This is a genomic window from Ectopseudomonas alcaliphila (genome assembly GCF_900101755.1).
GTDB classification, from domain to species: Bacteria; Pseudomonadota; Gammaproteobacteria; order Pseudomonadales; family Pseudomonadaceae; genus Aquipseudomonas; species Aquipseudomonas alcaliphila.
Window position 1 is genome coordinate 52,485 of record NZ_FNAE01000002.1, and the last position, 16,760, is coordinate 69,244.

The window sequence follows — 16,760 nt, forward strand, 5'->3', positions numbered from 1 at the left end:
GATGTTCCAGATGAAACTCAATCGCCAGCAGCTTTCCCGGCTTGGCGGCGCCGTCGCGCTGCCCGGCTACACCGCCGACATGATTCGCACCGGCATCGCCCATTTCGGCGTCGGCGGCTTTCACCGCGCCCACCAGGCAGTTTACACAGACGCCCTGATGAACCAGGGCCTGGCGCTGGACTGGGCTATCTGCGGGGTCGGCGTGCGCAGTGAGGACCGCGCCATGCGCGATGCCCTGGCCAGCCAGGATTACCTCTACACCCTGGTCGAGCTGGGCGACGAGCCGAACCTGCCGGTGCGGGTGATCGGTGCGATCAACGACATGCTGCTGGCCGAAGAGTCACCGCAAGCGCTGATCGACAAACTGGCCGACCCGGCGATTCGTATCGTCTCACTGACCATCACCGAGGGCGGTTACTGCATCGACGACAGCACCGGCGAATTTCTCGCCGAGCTACCCGCTATCGCCCACGACCTGCGCCACCCCGAATCACCGCAGAGCGTGTTCGGCTTTCTCTGCGCCGCCCTGGCCAAACGTCGCGCCGCCGGCATTCCGGCCTTCACCCTGATGTCCTGCGATAACCTGCCACACAACGGCGATGTCACGCGCAAGGCGCTGCTGGCCTTCGCCCACCTAGCCGACCATGAGCTGGCCAGCTGGATCGACCATCACGTGAGCTTTCCCAATGCCATGGTCGACCGCATCACGCCGATGACCAGCGCCGCCCATCGCCAGCAACTGGCCGAGCAGCATGGCGTCGACGACGCCTGGCCGGTGGTCTGCGAGCCCTTCGTGCAATGGGTGCTGGAGGACAAGTTCGTCAGCGGCCGCCCGGCCTGGGAAGAGGTCGGCGTGCAGTTCACCGACGATGTCACGCCCTATGAGGAGATGAAGATCAAGCTGCTCAATGGCAGCCACCTGGCGCTGACCTACCTGGGCTTTCTCAAGGGCTATCGCTTCGTCCACGAGACCCTGAACGATCCGCTGCTGCGCCGCTACGTGCGCGCATTCATGGATCTGGACGTGACCCCGCAGCTGGCGCCGGTGCCGGGCATCGACCTGAACACCTACAAGGACACGCTGATCGAGCGCTTCTCCAACCAGGCCATCGCCGACCAGCTCGAACGCGTCTGCTCGGATGGCTCGTCGAAGTTTCCCAAGTTCATCGTGCCGACCCTCAACCGCCTGATCGAGGACGGTCGGCCGCTGGAGCGCGCGGCACTGGTGGTCGCGGCCTGGGCGCTGTACCTCAAGGGTGTCGACGAGAACGGCACGCGCTATCGTATTCCCGATCCGCGCGCCGAGTTCTGCCAGGCGCTGGTGGCCGACGACGACCAGGTACGCGAGCGGGTACTGGGCGTCGAGGCGATCTTCGGCACGGCGATCCCGCAGTCGGCAGCGTTCGTCGCCGCCTTCGAGCTGTGTTACGACAGCCTGCGCAAGCTCGGCGTAACCCGCACCCTGCAGACCCTGCTGGGCGACTGAGCCATGTACCTCGGTATCGACTGCGGCACCCAGGGCACCAAGGCGCTAATACTGGATGCAGGCAGCGGCCAAGTGCTCGGCGCCGGCAGCGCCAGCCACACCCTGCAGAGCGCTGCCAACGGCCGCCGCGAACAGCAGCCACAGCAATGGCTGGACGCCTTCGCGCAGGCGACCCGCCAGGCGCTGACAGCCGCGGGAATCAGCGGCGAGCGGATTCTCGGTATCGGCGTATCCGGCCAGCAGCATGGTCTGGTGCTGCTCGATGAACAGGGCGCGGTGCTGCGCCCGGCCAAGCTCTGGTGCGACACCGAGTCGACCCCGGAGAACCAGCGCCTGCTCGATCATCTCGGCGGCGAGGCCGGTTCGCTGCAGCGCCTGGGGCTGGCCATCGCGCCGGGTTACACGGTATCCAAACTGCTCTGGACCCGGGAGCAGCACCCCGATGTCTTCTCCCGCATCGCCCATATCCTGCTGCCCCACGACTACCTCAACCACTGGCTTACCGGGCGTGCCTGCAGCGAGTACGGCGACGCCTCCGGCTCGGGTTATTTCAACGTGCGCACGCGCAGCTGGGATCGCGAACTGCTGAATTTCATCGACCCCAGCGGGCGCCTTTGCAACGCGCTGCCAGAGCTGATCGAGTCGGATCAGCCGGTAGGCCGCATCCGCCCACAGATCGCCGGGCAACTGGGCCTGAACCCGGATGCCGTGGTGTCCAGCGGCGGCGGCGACAACATGATGGGCGCCATCGGTACCGGCAATATCTGCCCCGGCGCGATCACCATGAGCCTGGGCACCTCCGGCACGCTCTACGCCTACAGCGATCAGCCGATGGTCAGCCCGCATGCGCAGGTGGCGACCTTCTGCTCGTCATCCGGCGGCTGGCTGCCGCTGATCTGCACCATGAACCTGACCAGCGCCACGGGGCTGATCCAGCAACTGCTGGAGCTGGACATCCAGGCCTTCGGCGCTCTGGTCGAGCAATCGCCCATCGGCGCCGGGGGCCTGCTCATGCTGCCGTTCTTCAATGGCGAACGGGTGCCGGCCCTGCCCCGCTCGCGCGCCAGCCTGCAGGGCATGGACAGCGACAACCTGACCCGCGCCAATCTGTGTCGAGCAGTGGTCGAGGGCACCAGTTTCGGCCTGCGCTACGGCCTCGACCTGCTGCGCGCCAGCGGTCTGCAGAGCCAGACCATCCGCCTGATCGGCGGCGCGGCGAAGAGCCCGGTGTGGCGCCAGGTGATCGCCGACATCATGGGCACACCACTGGTCTGCCCGCAGCACACCGAAGCCGCCGCGCTGGGCGCCGCGATCCAGGCCGCCTGGTGCCTGAGCCCGGGCACACCGAGCCAGGCGCAACTGGCCGCGCTGTGCGAGCGCTGCGTGCAGCTCGATGCCAGCACGCAAACCCGGCCCGACCCGGCGCGCACGGCGCAGTACGAAGAGGTCTATCAACGCTACCGCGAGCAGGTCAGCCGGCTTGCCGAGAGCAAACCGGCGTGAGAGCGCCACGACTCTAGACGGAGAGGCATATGTACCTGGTCTGTGGCGAAGCGCTGTTCGATGTGTTCATCCAGAGCGACGGTGGGCGTGGCAATGAGCTGGCCTTCAAGGCCATTGCCGGCGGCTCGCCGTTCAACGTGGCGCTAGGCCTGCGCCGCATGGGCGCCGACTCGGCGCTGTTCACCGGGATTTCCTCGGACAGCCTGGGCCAACGCCTGCGCCAGGTGCTGCGCGACGAGGGCGTGAACGATGCCTACCTGATCGCCAGTGATGCGCCGACCACCCTGGCGATGGTCGGCCTGGACGCCGCCGGTTCGCCGCAGTATTCCTTCCGTGGCGAAGGCTGCGCCGACCGCCAGCTGCTCGCCGAGCACCTGCCGACACTCGATGCACGGGTGCGTGGCCTGCATGTCGGCTCCTTCTCGCTGGTGGTGGAGCCGGTGGCCAACACGCTGCTGCAGCTGGTGCAGCGCGAACACCAGCAGCGCCTGATCAGCCTCGACCCCAACGTGCGTCTCGGTCCGGCACCGGATATCGCCCACTGGCGCGAGCGCGTCGAGACCTTCGCCCGCTACGCGCACCTGATCAAGGTCAGCGAAGAAGATCTGCAGCTGCTGTACCCCGAGCGCGACCCGCAGCAGGTCGCGGCGAGCTGGCGCAACGAGCGCTGCCAGCTGGTGTTCCTCACCCATGGCAGTGAAGGCGCCAGCGTCCACAGCCGCCACGGCCACTGGTCAGCGCCGGCGATAGCGGTACACACCCGCGACACCGTCGGCGCCGGCGACACCTTCCAGGCCGCGCTGCTCAGTTATCTGGCGCGCCATCAGCTGGACAGCCCGCAAGGGCTGGCGACGCTGAGCCGCGCGCAGATCGACGACATGCTGCGCCTGGCCATCGAAGCCGCCGCACTGACCTGCTCGCGGGTTGGCCCCGACCTGCCCTACCTGCATGAACTGGAGCGGCAAAGCGCACGCTGAACAGGGTGTCAGGCGCCCTGCGCTGCGGCGTCTCGCGACATCGGCGTGCCCATCCTTCAGGCGCGCGACGCCGGTAAACCGACACTTGGTAGCAACTACATGAACCTTCAGGTTGTCGCACCTTCGAGCGGAGGCGACACTTGGCGTGTGACTCGCCCCCCGCTGCGGCTGTCGTTCTAGCAGCGTATTTTCGATAACAACGAGGTTCAGGGCATGCCTTACAAACATCAGGTAATTCCGCTTCAGGCCCACGAGGGCAACGAAACCGCCGAGCAGGCGCTGCAGAGCATCGTCGATGGTTTCAAACGCTTTCGTCATGAAGTGTTCCCGCAGCAGGAAGAACTGTTCAAGAAGCTCGCCACTGCACAGAACCCACGCGCCATGTTCATCACCTGCGCCGACTCGCGCGTGGTGCCGGAGCTGATCACCCAGAGCTCGCCAGGCGACCTGTTCGTCAACCGCAACGTCGGTAACGTGGTACCGGCCTACGGGCAGATGATGGGCGGCGTCTCCACCGCCATCGAATACGCGGTGATGGCCCTGGGCGTGCAACACATCGTCATCTGCGGCCACTCCGACTGCGGCGCGATGAAGGCAGTCCTCAACCCGGCCTCGCTGGAAACCATGCCCACGGTAAAGGCCTGGCTGCGTCATGCCGAAGTGGCACGCACGGTGGTAGCGGAGAACTGCAACTGCGGCAACGACCAGGAAGCCCTGGCCGTGCTCACCGAAGAGAACGTGGTAGCCCAGCTCGACCACCTGCGCACCCACCCCTCGGTGGCGGCGAAGCTGGCGCGCGGTCAGCTGTTCATCCACGGCTGGGTGTATGACATCGAAACCAGTCAGATCAAAGCCTACGACGCCGAACTGGGCGGCTTCCTGCCGCTCGATGGTGACAAGGTGCCGATGGCCACGCCGCGCGCGCGCTATCCACAGAGCTGATACACAGGCTCGCGGCTAAAGCCCCTCCCACAAAACGCACCGTGAACGTGGGAGGGGCTTTAGCCGCGACGCTCCTCCTGGAGCTTCAGCGCCCAGGCGGCTCCGCTCCCTGATGCGCCTTAGAACTTCTCCCCACGCAGCACTTCCACCTGCGCCAGGTAACAGACCATGGCGAAGTGGTCGTAGTAGCGCGCCTGCAGATGCTCGGCGATGCGCTCGGCCAGCTCGCGGTTGCAGATGATTTCCAGGCGGATGTTGCCTTCGGTGTCCCAGCCGGCGCTGCGTACGCCGCGGTGTCCACGGCCACGGGCGTCGGATATGGTCCAGCCGGGTGCGCCGAGTGTTTCCAGATCGGCCAGCAGACGCTTCTCCAGCGCCGCCTCGCAGATCACGGCGAGCAGGGTGCGGCTATGTGCGTTCATCTCAGAACCCCCAGGCGATCAGTCGTTCGGCCAGCGCCAGGTATAGCGGAATGCCGATCAGGATATTGAATGGGAAGGTTATCCCCAGCGAGGCGGTCAGCGACAGCGACGGATTGGCCTCGGGCAAGGCCAGGCGCATGGCCGCCGGCACCGCAATGTAGGACGCCGAGGCCGCGAGCGTGGCTAGCATCGCCGTGCCGCCCAGGCTCAGGCCCATGAAGCGCGCCAGCAGGGCACCGATCAGCGCCCCGAGCAGCGGCATCAACAGGGCGAAGCCGACCAGGCGCAGGCCGAACTGTTTCAGCGCGCCAAGCTGGCCGGAAGCGATCAGGCCCATCTCCAGCAGGAAGAACGCCAGCACCGGCTTGAACATGCTGGTGTACAGCGGCTCCAGCGGCTTGATCGCCTCCTTGCCAGCGATGGCGCCGATCACCAGGCCGCCGAGCAGCAGCATGATGCTCTTGCCGAGGAAGATCTCGCGGCCCAGTTCGCCCCAGTGGGTCTCGCGCGAAATGCCCTTGGCCAGGACGATACCGACCAGGATCGCCGGAATTTCCAGGATGGCCACGAACAGCGGCATATAGCTCTCGAACTCGACGCCCTTGGCCAGCATGTAGGCCACCACCACGGCGAAGGTACCGGCGCTGACCGAACCGTAGTGCGCCGCCACCGCCGCGGCATTGACGCGGTCGAAACGCAGGCCGCGCAGCAGGACGAACGCCAGGATCGGCAGCAGTACGCCGAGCGCCAGTACCAGCGCCGACTGACCCAGCAGCTGCAGGCTGGCCTGCTGCGCCAGCTCTACCCCGCCGTGCAGCCCGATGGCCAGCAAGAGGATGATCGACAGCGTCTCGTACAACGCCGCCGGCAGTTTCAGCTCGCTCTTGAGCAGCCCGGCGACCAGGCCGAAAACGAAAAACAGCACCACCGGATCCAGACCCACTTCAGCTCACCTCCGCCAACGTCGTAGGGCGCGTTGTGCGCACCAGTCACTCTATTCACCGCCTGTCTCGGGCGCACGGCGCACCCTACACATACGCAAAGGAAAGGGCCATGCCCCGGCACAGGGCGGTGCTGATCGCCCTGCTTTGCCACGCCACGAAGGCGAAGCGCCGGAGCATGACCGGAAAGCTTAGCCGGCATGTCCGGCCTCTCCCCCGCGCTGACGAGTCACAAAAACGCCGGGAGCGTTTTGCGCGGGGGCCCCGAAGGGGTGAAGCACATGGATGTGCCGTGCAAAAAAAGGGAGCCTTGCGGCCCCCGGGACAAACGTGCGCCGTGGCGCTGAATAAAAAAAGGAGCCCGGGTTATACGCCCCGTCAAACTTGCCCATCCAACAGGCCGGGCTCCATAGAGGTTAACCTTCGATTTCCACCAGTACTTCGCCTGGATTGACGCGGTCGCCCTTGGCCACGTGAACGGCCTTGACGGTACCGGCGATCGGCGCCTGCACTTCGGTTTCCATCTTCATCGCTTCGGTGATCAGCACCGCCTGACCAGCCTTGACCGTGTCACCTTCCTTGACCAGCACATCGACGATGTTGCCCGGCATGGTGGTGGACACGTCGCCCGGCGCGCCGGCCTGCTTGCGCTTGCCGCCAGCACCCGCGACGTATTCATTGAGCGCCTCGAACACCACCTCTTCCGGCATGCCGTCGATGGACAGGTAGAAGTGGCGCTTGCCGTCTCCCTTGACGCCGACACCGGTGATGTCGACGCGGTAACTTTCGCCGTGCACGTCGACCACGAACTCGGTCGGCACACCTTCACCGCCCACCGGCGCCGCCTTGCCCTGGCCATTGGGCATGGGCAGCAGCTCTTCCGGCTTGAGGGTGCCCGCAGCACGCTCTTCGAGGAACTTGCGCCCGATATCAGGGAACATGGCGAAGGTCAGCACGTCTTCTTCGGACTTGGCCAGGCTGCCGATCTCTTCACGCAGGCGTGCCAGCTCGGGCTTGAGCAGGTCGGCCGGACGCACGTCGATCACTTCCTCGCTGCCGATGGCCTGCTTGCGCAGTTGCTCGTCGACCTTGCCCGGCGCCTTGCCGTAGCGGCCCTGCAGGTACAGCTTCACTTCGTTGGTGATGGTCTTGTAGCGTTCGCCGGCCAGCACGTTGAAGAACGCCTGGGTACCGACGATCTGCGAGGTCGGTGTCACCAGCGGCGGGAAGCCGAGGTCGGCGCGTACGCGCGGAATCTCGTCCAGCACTTCGTTCATGCGGTTCAGCGCGCCCTGTTCCTTGAGCTGGTTGGCCAGGTTGGAAATCATCCCGCCCGGCACCTGGTTGACCTGCACGCGGGTATCGACGCCGGTGAACTCGCTCTCGAACTGGTGGTACTTCTTGCGCACGGCGTGGAAATACATGCCGATTTCCTGGATCAGCTCCAGGTCGAGACCGGTGTCGAACTCGCTGCCCTTGAGCGCGGCGACCATCGACTCGGTACCCGGATGGCTGGTGCCCCAGGCCAGGCTGGAGATGGCGGTATCGATGTGGTCGGCACCGGCTTCGATGGCCTTGAGCTGGCACATCGAACCGAGACCGGCGGTGTCGTGACTGTGGATGAACACCGGCAGGTCGACTTCGCCTTTCAGCGCCTTGACCAGCGCGAAGGTGGCATAGGGCGTGAGCAGCCCGGCCATGTCCTTGATGGCGATGGAGTCGATGCCCATCGCCTGCATGGCCTTGGCCTGGGCGACGAAAGCCTCGGTGGTATGCACCGGACTGGTGGTATAGGCGATGGTGCCCTGGGCGTGCTTGCCGGCGGCCTTGACCGCCTCGATGGCCACACGCAGGTTACGCACGTCGTTCATCGCGTCGAAGATGCGGAACACGTCGATGCCGTTGACCGCGGCCTTGGCCACGAACGCCTTGACCACGTCATCGCTGTAGTGGCGGTAGCCGAGCAGGTTCTGCCCGCGCAGGAGCATCTGCAGGCGGGTGTTGGGTAACGCGGCCTTGAGCTGGCGCAGGCGCTCCCACGGGTCTTCCTTGAGAAAGCGCACGCAGGCATCGAAGGTGGCGCCGCCCCAGACTTCCAGCGACCAGTAGCCAACGCGGTCGAGCTTGTCGCAGATCGGCAGCATGTCTTCGGTGCGCATGCGCGTGGCCAGCAGCGACTGGTGGGCATCGCGCAGGACGGTATCGGTAACGGTGATCTTCTTGCTCATGATGTCCCCTACAGGCCCGCGTGGGCAGCGATGGCGGTGGCGATGGCGATGGCCAGGTGCGACGGGTTGCGCTTGATCGAGTACTGGGTCAGCTCCGGGTGGCTTTCGACGAAGCTGGTGTTGAACTGACCGCTGCGAAATTCCGGATTGCGCAGGATTTCCTGGTAATAGGGCGCGGTGGTGCGCACACCCTGCACGCGCATGTCATCCAGCGCGCGCAGGCCACGGTCCATCGCCTCTTCCCAGGTCAGCGCCCAGACGATCAGCTTCAGGCACATCGAGTCGTAATAGGGCGGAATGGTGTAGCCGGTGTAGATCGCCGTATCGGTACGCACGCCGGGGCCGCCAGGCGCGTAGTAACGGGTGATCTTGCCGAACGAGGGCAGGAAGTTGTTCTTCGGGTCCTCGGCGTTGATGCGGAACTGCAGGGCATAACCACGGTGGATGATGTCTTCCTGCTTGACCGACAGCGGCTGGCCGCTGGCGATGCGGATCTGCTCGCGAACGATGTCGATGCCGGTGATTTCCTCGGTGATGGTGTGCTCCACCTGTACCCGGGTGTTCATCTCCATGAAGTACACCTCGCCTTCGGCGAGCAGGAACTCCACGGTACCGGCGTTCTCGTAACCCACAGCCTGCGCGGCGCGCACCGCCAGGTCACCGATATAGGCGCGCTGCTCGGGGGTGAGCTGCGGGCTGGGGGCGATTTCGATGAGTTTCTGGTTACGGCGCTGGATCGAGCAGTCGCGCTCGTACAGGTGCACGGTATTGCCGAAGCTGTCGGCGAGAATCTGCGCCTCGATATGCTTGGGATTGACGATGCACTTTTCCAGGAAGACTTCCGCGCTGCCGAAGGCCTTGGTTGCCTCGGAGATCACCCGCGGGTAGGCCTGTTCCAGCTCCTCGCGGCTGTTGCAACGGCGAATGCCGCGACCGCCACCACCGGAGGTGGCCTTGAGCATCACCGGGTAACCGATGCGCTCGGCCTCGCGCAGGGCCTCGGCCAGGTCGGCGACGTTGCCTTCGGTGCCGGGGGTGCAGGGCACGCCAGCGGCCATCATGCTGCGGCGCGCTTCGGTCTTGTCGCCCATGCGGCGGATGACTTCCGCGCTCGGACCTATGAATTTGATCCCGCGTTCGGCGCAGATGTCTGCAAGTTCTGCGTTCTCGGAAAGAAAGCCGTAACCGGGATGCAGCGCATCGCAACCGGTTTCCACGGCCAGATTGACCAGCTTGCGCGGGTTCAGATAGCCGGCCAGCGGATCTTCACCAATGCTGTGCGCCTCGTCGGCACGCTTGACGTGCAGGGCATGGCGGTCCGCATCGGAGTAGATCGCCACCGAGCGGATGCCCATCTCGGCGCAGGCCCGCACGATGCGGACGGCAATCTCACCACGGTTGGCGATCAGTATTTTTCTTATCACGATCCAATCCTCAGCGCAGAGCTGCAAGGGCCGCTGCAACAGTTGGTTGCAAAGGTGGTGAAACCCTATCCGGCTATACGAATTAACAAAAATGAATAATTATTTGATCATGCATAAGTAATTACTTATGGATTGATCGAACGAGGACGAAACCGTGCGTAAAACCCTGCTGCGCATGACCTTGCGCCAGCTTCAGGTGTTCCGTGCCGTGTGCGAACACGGCTCCTACAGCCGCGCCGCCGAGGAGATGGCGCTGACCCAACCGGCCGTGAGCCTGCAGATTCGTCAGTTGGAGGAACTGGTCGGCCAGCCGCTGTTCGAGTACGTCGGCAAGAAGCTCTATCTGACCGAAGCCGCCGAGGCACTCAAACGCGCCAGCAGCGATATCTTCGGCCGCCTGGAGAGCCTGGACATGCAGCTGTCCGACCTGCAGGGCTCGTTGCAGGGTCAGCTCAACCTGTGCGTCGAATCCAGCGCGAAATATTTCATTCCTCACCTTTTCGCCGAATTTCGCCGCCAATACCCGGAAGTAAGCCTGAATCTCACGGTGGTCAATCACGCGCTGGTGGTCCGCCGCCTGACCCAGAGCCGCGACGACCTGATGATCATGAGCCAGGTCCCGCAGGACATGGCGCTGGACTTCATGCCCTTCCTCAACAACCCGATCATTGCCGTGGCGCCGCCGGATCACCCCCTGTGCGAGGCGGACAGCCTACAATTGCAGGACCTCACCCCCTACCCGCTGCTGATTCGCGAAAGCGGCTCGGGCACCCGCCGCGCCTGTGAGGAATACTGCCACCAGAAACGTGCGCACTTCCCGAATACGCTGGAAATCGGCTCGCTGGAATCGCAGCGCGAATCGGTGCTGGCCGGCCTCGGCATCGCCCTGCTGCCGCGCCATGCCGTGCGCCTGGAATTGCAGCATGACCTGCTGCGCGAACTGCCGGTGGCCGAGCTGCCGCTGCAACGCAGCTGGTGCGTGGTGAACATCCGTGGCCGACGTCTGTCACCGGTGGCCCAGGCCTTCGTCGACTTCATCCGCACCGAGCGCGCGCAGATCATCAAACTGGCCGAGCGTTTCCAGCCCAGCCACGCAGGATCGGGCAAGAATCTCGCAGGATCGGCCTAGCCCCTCTTAACCGAGATACGGGACATTGCCAGCCTGGGATCGCTCCACCAAAACCTGCCTGGGAGAAACCTATGCTGTCGGGAATCAGCGCCCTGCTCGGTGCCCTGCGCGCACTCGAACGTGACAACGGCCAGGCCGTGCTCGCCACCGTGGTCAAGGTCGAAGGCTCGGCCTACCGCCGCCCCGGCGCGCGCATGCTGATTCCGCTGTATGGCGGCACCGTGGGCACCATCAGTGGCGGCTGCCTGGAGTCGGAAGTGGCGAAGAAGGCCTGGTGGCTGACTGACAGCGGCGAAGCCGTGATCCGCCGTTACAGCACCGCTACCCAGGACGACGATGACGACCAGGACGCTGCGCTGACCTTCGGCCTCGGCTGCAACGGCACCGTGCACGTACTGCTCGAGCGCCACAGCGCGGAAAAGCCGCTGGCGGTGCTCGAGTTGCTGCGCCAGGTGCGCGAAAGCGGACAGGCCGGGGCGGTCGCCACGGTGATAGGTAGCTATCGCAACGCCCGCGTGCGTGTCGGCGATCGCCTGTGCCTGCATCCATCGCTGACCGACAGCGGCCGTCTGCTTGCCCCGGAACTCGACGCTGAAGTTCGCGCCGACCTGCAGCGAACCCTGATCGATGGCCACTCCTCACTGCGCAGCTACCGCGATGCGCGCGGCGAGATCGAGGTGTTCTGCGAATACCTGGCACCACAGCGGCGCCTGGTGATCTTCGGCGCCGGCCATGATGCGCAGCCGCTGACGCATATGGCCAAGCTGCTGGACTGGCACGTCACGGTGGTCGACGGCCGCGCCCATTTCGCCCGCGCCGAACGCTTTCCCGACGCCGACACCGTATTGCAGGTCGATACGCGGCCGCCCTATGACCTGCACGCGCTCACCGACGGCGCCATGGTGGCGATCATGAGCCACAGCTACAGCCAGGATCGTCACTGGCTGGGCAGCGTACTGCAGGGCGCGCCGGCCTATATCGGCCAATTGGGGCCGCGTGACCGCACCGAGCGCCTGCTGGAGGAGATCCGCCAGCACAGCAACGCGCACCTGCCGGCACTGGAGCGCCTGCACTACCCCATCGGCCTGGACATCGGCGGCGATACGCCGGAAAGCGTGGCCACGGCGATTCTCGCCGAGATGACCGCCGCCATTAACCAGCGCACAGGCGGCATGCTCAAGCATCGCCAGGCGGCGATCCATACGCCAACGGCGCAGAATTGCAGCGATATCGAAACTGCGGCCAGACTGACCGCCTCCTGATCGAAGCCCCGGATTGCATCCGGGCTACTGCCCGCCACCTCCGTAGGAGCGGCTTCAGCCGCGATCGATCGCAAAAGCTCGCCGCAGAAGCGGCTCCTACACAAAGCAAGCTCTAGCCCAGATCAAGTCCGCTCGACCGCCTGACGTGGTTCTGTGGGAGGGGCTTCAGCCGCGACCAGCCCCAAAAAACTCGCCGCTACGACTGCATGGATGAAGGAGGTAGAGCGAAGCAGGATGCCAGAGCCGAAAGCGCCTCCCACAGCCCCCCACAAACAAAAACGCCCGGGCACAGCCCCGGGCGTCGTGTTTACCGCACCAAGCCTCAGGCCTTGATCTGCGCCGGGAACGGCAACTTGCGCAGGCGCACACCGGTGGCGGCGAACAGCGCGTTGGCCAGGGCTGGCGCCAGCGGCGGCACACCCGGCTCACCGACACCGGTCGGATTCACCGCCGACGGCACTATATGCACCTCGACCTTAGGCATCTCGTTCATGCGCAGCACCTGGAAGTCGTGGAAGTTCGATTGCTCGACCCGCCCTTCCTTCAAGGTGATCGCGCTGTGCCGGGCGGCCGCCAGGGCGAAGCCGATGCCGCCCTCCATCTGCGCCTTGATCACATCCGGGTTGATGGCGATGCCACAGTCCACGGCGCACACCACACGATCCAGACGGTAACTGCCATCGCTCTTCACCGTAACCTCGGCGACCTGCGCCACGAAGGAGCCGAAGGATTCGTGCACGGCAATACCCCGCCCGCGCTTCTCGCCTTCGGCACCCGCCGCCAACGGCTTGTCCCAGCCAGCCTGCTTGGCGGCCAGCTCCAGCGCACCACGGTGACGCGGATGACTTTCCAGCAACGCATGACGGAAGGCGTAAGGGTCCTGCCCTGCAGCGACTGCGGCCTCGTCGATCATGGTTTCGGCCACAAAGCCAGTGTGGGTATGGCCGACCGAACGCCACCACAGCACCGGCACCTTGATATTGGTCGGCGTGCTCAGCTCCACCTGCAGGTTGGGCACCGCATAGGACAGGTTGGAAATCCCCTCCACCGAGGTGTGGTCGATCCCGTCCTTGACCAGGAACGGCTCCATCGAGGTGCCGGCAATGATCGACTGGCCGACGATGCGGTTGTGCCAGGCCTGCAGCTTGCCGCCCTGGTCCAGGCCGATGCGCACGCGGTGCAGATACAACGGCCGGAAGTAACCGCCACGGGTGTCATCCTCGCGCGTCCAGACCATTTTCACCGGCGCATCCACGCCCTTGTCACGCGCGGCCTTGGTGATGGCCACCGCCTCCAGCAGGTAGTCCGACACCGAGCTGGCGCGGCGACCAAAGCTGCCGCCGGCATACAGCTGGGTCAGCGAAACCTGCTCGGGCGTCATGCCCAGGTAGCCGCTGATGATGGCCTGGTCGACGGTCTGGAACTGCTCGCCGTTCCAGATTTCGCAGCGGTCGCTGGACAGTTTCACCAGACAGTTCATCGGCTCCATCGCCGCATGCGCCAGATAAGGAAACTCGTAGTCGGCCTCGACGGTTTTCGCCGCCTGGGCCAGCGCCGCATCGGCGTCGCCCTTGCTCGCCGCCGGCAAACCGGGCTTGCCCGCGCTGTCGCGGTACTGGGCGAAAATCTCCTCGCTACCGAGGGTGAAAGCCTGACTCTCGTCCCACTCGATCACCAGCGCATCACGGCCCTGGCGCGCCGCCCAGGTGTTCTTCGCCAGCACGGCGACGCCCGAACGGCCGTGGGGCAGATCGCGAAACTCCACCACCTCGATCACATCGCGCACGGCCTTGGCCTTGCTGCTGTCGACCGAGCGCGGCACACCGCCGAAGCGCGGCGGATAGGCAACCATGGCCACCAGCATGCCGGGCAGCTTGAAGTCCTGGGTGAAGATGGCGCTGCCGTCGGTCTTGTCGGTGCTGTCCTTGCGGCGCAGATCGAGCTTGCCGATCAGCTTGAAGTCCTTGGGATCCTTGAGTTGCACCTGCTCCGGCACCGGCAGCGACGCCGCCGCCTCGACCAGCTCGCCAAAGCCGGCGCTGCGGCCGGAGCCGGCGTGGCTGAGCACACCCTGACTGACGCTGATCTCGCTGGCCGGTACGCTCCAGCGCTGCGCGGCCGCAGCCACCAGCATGGCCTTGGCCGTCGCGCCGGCGTTGCGCATCTGCTCCCAGGAGTTGGCCATGGCGGTGCTACCGCCCGTGCCCTGCATGGGGCCGAAGGCGAGGTTGTTGTAGCGTTTTGCGTCGGCCGGCGCGCCCTCGACGCGCACCTGGTCCCAGTCGGCATCCAGCTCTTCGGCCAGCAGGGTGGCGAGGCCGGTGTAGCTGCCCTGCCCCATCTCCAGGTGTTTGGCCAGGACGGTCACCGTGCCGTCGAGGTCGATACGCACGAAGGCGTTCGGCTCCAGCGGGCCGCTGGCCGCCAGCGCGTCCATGCCGCGGATCAGCGGCGCGAAGAAGATGCCCAGCGCCAGACCACCGGCGCCCTTGAGCAGGGTGCGACGGCTGACATTGAGGATGCCGCGAGTGGCGCTATCGGGGGTTTCGATCTTGCCCATGTCTATGCGCCTCCTCAGGCCAGCTTGCCGGCAGCTTCGTGAATGGCGGCGCGAATCCGCACATAGGTGGCGCAGCGGCAGATGTTGCTGCTCATGGCCGCATCGATATCGGCATCGCTCGGCGCCTTGTTGCTGCTCAGCAGCGCCGTCGCGGCCATGATCTGCCCGGACTGGCAGTAGCCGCACTGGACCACATCCAGTTGCCGCCAGGCTTGCTGAACCACCTTGCCCACGGCGTCTTCGCCCACCGCCTCGATGGTGCTGATGCGCTTGCCAACCACCGCGGATACCGGGGTGACGCAAGAGCGGGTCGGCTGGCCTTCGACGTTCACCGTGCAAGCACCGCACAGAGCCATGCCGCAGCCGTACTTGGTGCCGGTGAGATTGGCCACGTCGCGCAATGCCCAGAGCAGCGGCATGTCGTCGGCCACGTCCAGCTCATGGTCCTTGCCATTGAGATTCAGGGTAATCATGGTCTGCCCACCTTGTTCTGATGGTGTCTGATGGTTCCGGCATGGCGTGCCGGTGGTCACGGTCAACCCCGCACACAGGGGGCCAGGCCATCACTGTAGTGGGCGCAAAACCTGCTGTCGCCGCCGACCACTGAGATCGGCAGAACCGGGCAATAAGTTCGTAGAATCGGGCAAGCTCACTGCCCTGCCCGCAGGCAGGGCAACAAGAAAGTCAGGCGGCGCGGCGCGAAGCAGGTTCGGCGTGCTGGAGGTAGCTGGCGGAAACCAGCTCGGGGAAGTCGGCAAGTTCGCGTTGCAGCTGGCACTGCTCGGCGTAGTGCTCGATGGCCCGACGATAGGCCATGCGGCGCTGGTCTTGCAGTTTGCGCCGGGTCTTGGCGTCGGGTTGGTCGTGCAGTTGCGCGTCATCGAAGATACGAGGCATCTCGGTTCTCCCGGAACGAGGACTGGAGCGCCCAGCTTCGCTCGGGGAGATGACGCTTTGACGGCGAGAAGATGAACAGGCGGTGAACCCGCTCTCTCAATCCTCGGTGTTACGCAGCGACTTCGGCGACAGGCGCAGACTGCGCAGGCTGCGCTTGACGCTCTTGAGGTGGTTGACCAGGCTCGGCCCGCGCGCCATGGCCACGCCCATGGCCAGCACGTCGATCACCACCAGGTGAGCGATGCGCGAGGTCAACGGGGTGTAGATCTCGGTATCTTCCTGCACGTCGATGGCCAGATTGACGGTCGACAGCTCCGCCAGCGGCGTCTGGCTCGGGCACAGGGTGATCAGGCTGGCGCCCGACTCACGCACCAGATTGGCGGTGATCAGCAGGTCCTTGGAGCGGCCGGACTGAGAGATGCACACCGCCACGTCGCCCGGCTGCAGGGTCACTGCGCTCATCGCCTGCATGTGCGGGTCGGAATAGGCCGCGGCGTTGAGCAGCAAACGGAAGAATTTGTGCTGGGCATCGGCCGCCACCGCGCCAGACGCACCGAAGCCATAGAACTCCACGCGCTGCGCCTTCGAGCAGGCGGCGATGGCACGCTGCAGCGCCTCGGGGTCAAGCTTTTCGCGCACTTCAATCAGCGTATGCAGGGTGGTGTCGAAGATCTTCAGGCTGAAGTCGGCGACCGAGTCGTCCTCGTGAATCGCGAACTGACCGAAGCTGGCCCCGGCGGCCAGGCTCTGCGCCAGCTTCAGCTTGAGGTCCTGGAAGCCGCTGCAACCGATGGCGCGGCAGAAGCGCACGATGGTCGGCTCGCTGATGCCGACGCTGTGCGCCAGCTCGGCCATGGAGCTGTGCATCACCGATGCAGGATCGAGCAAGACGTGATCGGCCACCTTGAGCTCGGACTTGCGCAGCAGGTGACGCGACTGGGCGATGTGTTGCAACAGATTCACTGAGATAGGCTCTATGCAGAAAAGGG

At 65.2% G+C, this 16,760-nt stretch carries 14 protein-coding genes; 6 read left to right on the plus strand and 8 right to left on the minus strand.

Annotation, left to right across the window (positions count from 1 at the left end; all coding sequences use genetic code 11):
- Positions 1-10: 10 nt before the first annotated feature.
- From BLR77_RS09015 to BLR77_RS09030, 4 genes are all read left to right on the plus strand, one after another.
- Entirely contained in the window at positions 11-1,486 is a 1,476-nt protein-coding gene (locus tag BLR77_RS09015; protein WP_074677907.1) for a mannitol dehydrogenase family protein, read from the plus strand.
- Between the two features lie 3 nt (positions 1,487-1,489).
- Positions 1,490-2,989 (plus strand): xylulokinase, encoded by a 1,500-nt coding sequence (xylB, locus tag BLR77_RS09020; protein WP_074676910.1) that lies wholly within the window; start codon positions 1,490-1,492, stop codon positions 2,987-2,989.
- Between the two features lie 29 nt (positions 2,990-3,018).
- Positions 3,019-3,966, plus strand: coding sequence for a carbohydrate kinase family protein (locus BLR77_RS09025; RefSeq protein ID WP_074676912.1), 948 nt, complete (start codon positions 3,019-3,021; stop codon positions 3,964-3,966).
- 213 nt (positions 3,967-4,179) lie between these two features.
- A complete protein-coding gene (locus tag BLR77_RS09030; protein WP_074676914.1) occupies positions 4,180-4,908 on the plus strand; it encodes a carbonic anhydrase in 729 nt (242 codons plus the stop codon).
- A gap of 119 nt (positions 4,909-5,027) precedes the next feature.
- Here the strand turns inward: BLR77_RS09030 and BLR77_RS09035 are convergent, their stop codons facing one another.
- From BLR77_RS09035 to BLR77_RS09050, 4 genes are all read right to left on the minus strand, one after another.
- Positions 5,028-5,330 (minus strand): P-II family nitrogen regulator, encoded by a 303-nt coding sequence (locus BLR77_RS09035; protein ID WP_074676916.1) that lies wholly within the window; start codon positions 5,328-5,330, stop codon positions 5,028-5,030.
- A gap of 1 nt (position 5,331) precedes the next feature.
- Positions 5,332-6,273, minus strand: coding sequence for a sodium-dependent bicarbonate transport family permease (locus tag BLR77_RS09040; RefSeq protein WP_074676918.1), 942 nt, complete (start codon positions 6,271-6,273; stop codon positions 5,332-5,334).
- 414 nt (positions 6,274-6,687) lie between these two features.
- The gene (gene oadA / locus BLR77_RS09045) at positions 6,688-8,499 is read right to left on the minus strand and encodes a sodium-extruding oxaloacetate decarboxylase subunit alpha (RefSeq protein WP_074676920.1); all 1,812 of its coding nucleotides are present in this window, start codon (positions 8,497-8,499) and stop codon (positions 6,688-6,690) included.
- Between the two features lie 8 nt (positions 8,500-8,507).
- Positions 8,508-9,923, minus strand: coding sequence for an acetyl-CoA carboxylase biotin carboxylase subunit (locus BLR77_RS09050; RefSeq protein WP_074676922.1), 1,416 nt, complete (start codon positions 9,921-9,923; stop codon positions 8,508-8,510).
- A gap of 154 nt (positions 9,924-10,077) precedes the next feature.
- On the opposite strand from BLR77_RS09050, the gene BLR77_RS09055 reads away from it, so the two are divergent.
- On the plus strand, positions 10,078-11,052 hold the full coding sequence (locus BLR77_RS09055; RefSeq protein WP_074676924.1) for a LysR family transcriptional regulator: 975 nt from the start codon (positions 10,078-10,080) through the stop codon (positions 11,050-11,052).
- Positions 11,053-11,123: 71 nt separating this feature from the next.
- Complete coding sequence (locus BLR77_RS09060) at positions 11,124-12,314, plus strand: XdhC family protein (protein WP_074676926.1); 1,191 nt, start codon at positions 11,124-11,126, stop codon at positions 12,312-12,314.
- A 322-nt stretch (positions 12,315-12,636) separates the two neighbouring features.
- On the opposite strand, the gene BLR77_RS09065 is transcribed toward BLR77_RS09060, so the two are convergent.
- The 4 genes from BLR77_RS09065 to hexR form a co-directional block, all read right to left on the minus strand.
- Positions 12,637-14,874 carry a xanthine dehydrogenase family protein molybdopterin-binding subunit gene (locus tag BLR77_RS09065; RefSeq protein ID WP_074676928.1) on the minus strand — a complete coding sequence of 746 codons (2,238 nt, stop codon included), beginning with the start codon at positions 14,872-14,874 and terminating at the stop codon, positions 12,637-12,639.
- A gap of 14 nt (positions 14,875-14,888) precedes the next feature.
- Positions 14,889-15,347, minus strand: a complete 459-nt coding sequence (locus BLR77_RS09070) for a (2Fe-2S)-binding protein (RefSeq protein ID WP_074676930.1) — start codon at positions 15,345-15,347, stop codon at positions 14,889-14,891.
- A 211-nt stretch (positions 15,348-15,558) separates the two neighbouring features.
- Positions 15,559-15,771 carry a PA3496 family putative envelope integrity protein gene (locus BLR77_RS09075; protein WP_074676932.1) on the minus strand — a complete coding sequence of 71 codons (213 nt, stop codon included), beginning with the start codon at positions 15,769-15,771 and terminating at the stop codon, positions 15,559-15,561.
- A 96-nt stretch (positions 15,772-15,867) separates the two neighbouring features.
- Positions 15,868-16,734, minus strand: coding sequence for a transcriptional regulator HexR (gene hexR / locus BLR77_RS09080; protein ID WP_074676934.1), 867 nt, complete (start codon positions 16,732-16,734; stop codon positions 15,868-15,870).
- Positions 16,735-16,760 lie beyond the last annotated feature (26 nt).

Bases quoted from the DNA above. Each gene is read 5' to 3' on its own strand.
- BLR77_RS09015 (WP_074677907.1), top strand. From the start codon at position 11: ATGAAACTCAATCGCCAGCAGCTTTCCCGGCTTGGCGGCGCCGTCGCG.
- xylB (WP_074676910.1), top strand. From the start codon at position 1,490: ATGTACCTCGGTATCGACTGCGGCACCCAGGGCACCAAGGCGCTAATA.
- BLR77_RS09025 (WP_074676912.1), top strand. From the start codon at position 3,019: ATGTACCTGGTCTGTGGCGAAGCGCTGTTCGATGTGTTCATCCAGAGC.
- BLR77_RS09030 (WP_074676914.1), top strand. From the start codon at position 4,180: ATGCCTTACAAACATCAGGTAATTCCGCTTCAGGCCCACGAGGGCAAC.
- BLR77_RS09035 (WP_074676916.1), bottom strand. From the start codon at position 5,330: ATGAACGCACATAGCCGCACCCTGCTCGCCGTGATCTGCGAGGCGGCG.
- oadA (WP_074676920.1), bottom strand. From the start codon at position 8,499: ATGAGCAAGAAGATCACCGTTACCGATACCGTCCTGCGCGATGCCCAC.
- BLR77_RS09060 (WP_074676926.1), top strand. From the start codon at position 11,124: ATGCTGTCGGGAATCAGCGCCCTGCTCGGTGCCCTGCGCGCACTCGAA.
- BLR77_RS09065 (WP_074676928.1), bottom strand. From the start codon at position 14,874: ATGGGCAAGATCGAAACCCCCGATAGCGCCACTCGCGGCATCCTCAAT.
- BLR77_RS09070 (WP_074676930.1), bottom strand. From the start codon at position 15,347: ATGATTACCCTGAATCTCAATGGCAAGGACCATGAGCTGGACGTGGCC.
- BLR77_RS09075 (WP_074676932.1), bottom strand. From the start codon at position 15,771: ATGCCTCGTATCTTCGATGACGCGCAACTGCACGACCAACCCGACGCC.